The sequence below is a fragment of the Rhizobacter sp. P2_H2 genome (genome assembly GCF_056403375.1).
Map to the genome: position 1 here is coordinate 1 of NZ_JBFUFP010000956.1, position 2,107 is coordinate 2,107.

Annotated in this window: 2 protein-coding genes; both read left to right on the top strand. The window is 68.9% G+C overall.

Features of this window, described 5'->3' with window-relative positions; all coding sequences use genetic code 11:
- The coding region (ftsH, locus tag AC1D15_RS28700; protein ID WP_477828694.1) for an ATP-dependent zinc metalloprotease FtsH at nucleotides 1-1,231 on the top strand (1,231 nt) is incomplete at its 5' end.
- A gap of 66 nt (nucleotides 1,232-1,297) precedes the next feature.
- Nucleotides 1,298-2,107 (top strand): dihydropteroate synthase (folP, locus tag AC1D15_RS28705; protein WP_477828695.1); only part of this gene is annotated, 810 nt, incomplete at its 3' end.

Consider the following 2,107-nt stretch of genomic DNA (forward strand, 5'->3'; position numbering starts at 1 on the left):
CTCCGGCTCCGATTTCGTCGAGATGTTCGTCGGCGTCGGCGCGGCGCGCGTGCGCGACATGTTCGAGCAGGCCAAGAAGAGCGCGCCCTGCATCATCTTCGTCGATGAAATCGACGCGGTCGGCCGCCACCGCGGTGCCGGCCTCGGCGGCGGCAACGACGAGCGCGAGCAGACGCTGAACCAGATGCTGGTCGAGATGGACGGCTTCGAGACCAACCTCGGCGTGATCGTGATGGCGGCCACCAACCGGCCCGACATCCTCGACCCCGCGCTGCTGCGCCCGGGCCGCTTCGACCGCCAGGTCTACGTGACGCTGCCCGACATCCGCGGCCGCGAGCAGATCATCAACGTGCACATGCGCAAGGTGCCGGTCGGTGCCGACATCCGCGCCGACATCCTCGCGCGCGGCACCCCGGGCTTCTCGGGCGCCGACCTGGCCAACCTGGTCAACGAGGCGGCGCTGTTCGCCGCGCGCCGCAACGGCCGGGTCGTCGAGATGATCGACTTCGAGCGCGCCAAGGACAAGATCATGATGGGCGCCGAGCGCAAATCGATGGTCATGGACGAGGAAGAGCGCCGCAACACCGCGTACCACGAGGCCGGCCACGCGCYGATCGGTCGCATGCTGCCCAAGCTCGACCCGGTGCACAAGGTCACGATCATCCCGCGCGGCCGTGCGCTGGGCGTGACGCTGTCGCTGCCCGAGAAGGACCGCTACAGCTACGACCGCGAGTACATGCTGAACACCATCAGCATGCTGTTCGGCGGCCGCATCGCCGAAGAAGTGTTCATGCACCAGATGACCACCGGCGCGTCGAACGACTTCGAGCGTGCCACCTCGATGGCGCGCGACATGGTCACCCGCTACGGCATGACCGACGAGCTGGGCCCGATGGTCTACGCCGAGAACGAGAGCGAGGTCTTCCTGGGCCGCTCRGTGACCAAGCAGGTCAACGTGTCCGAGCAGACGATGCAGAAGGTCGACGACGTGATCCGCCGCATCATCGACGAGCAGTACGCGATCGCCCGCAAGCTGATCGAGGACAACCAGGACAAGATGCACGCGATGGCGAAGGCGCTGCTCGAATGGGAAACCATCGACGCCGACCAGATCGACGACATCATGGGCGACCGCCCGCCGCGCCCGCCGAAGGACTGGAGTTCCAGCTCCGGCAAGCCGAGCGGCCCGACGCCGCCGGTCAAGCCGGACGGCGCACCGGCCGCGGCCTGAGCGTATCGATGCTGTTCAGACGACGGGGCTTCGGCCCCGTTTTCCATGGTTGAGCAGGGCCCCGCGATGCACTGGCAGACCACGCGCTTCTCGATCGACCTGACGCGCCCGCGCGTGATGGGCATCGTCAACATCACGCCCGATTCGTTCTCCGACGGCGGACAGCATGCGAGCACGAAGGCCGCGCTGGCGCACTGCGAGCAGCTGCTGAAGGAGGGCGCCGACATCCTCGACCTCGGCGCCGAATCGAGCCGGCCCGGCGCCGATGCGGTGTCGGTGGCCGACGAATTGGCGCGGCTGTTGCCGGTGCTGCGCGAGGCGTTGCGGCTGCAGGTGCCGCTGTCGATCGACACCTACAAGACCGAGGTGATGCGCGCCGCGCTCGACCTGGGCGCCGACATCGTCAACGACATCTTCGCGCTGCAGGCGCCGGGCGCCGAGGCGCTGGTTGCTTCGCACCCCAACTGCGGCATCTGCCTGATGCACGCCCAGGGCGAGCCGAAATCGATGCAGGTGGCGCCGCACTACGACGACGTGGTTGGCGAGGTGCGCGATTTCCTCGCCGGCCGCGGTGCTGCGCTCGCGCAGCGCGGCGTCGCCGCCGAGCGCATCGTGCTCGATCCGGGCATCGGCTTCGGCAAGACCGTCGCGCACAACTTCGCGCTGCTGGCGCGCCAGCGGGAACTGCTGCAGCTCGGCTACCCGCTGCTGGCGGGCTGGTCGCGCAAGAGCAGCCTGGGGACGATCACCGGGCGGCCGGTCGGCGAGCGGATGGTCGCGAGCGTGGCGGCGGCGCTGGCCGCCGTCCAGAACGGCGCCCGTGTGTTGCGGGTCCACGACGTCACCCCCACAGTGGACGCCCTCAAGGTGTGGGGT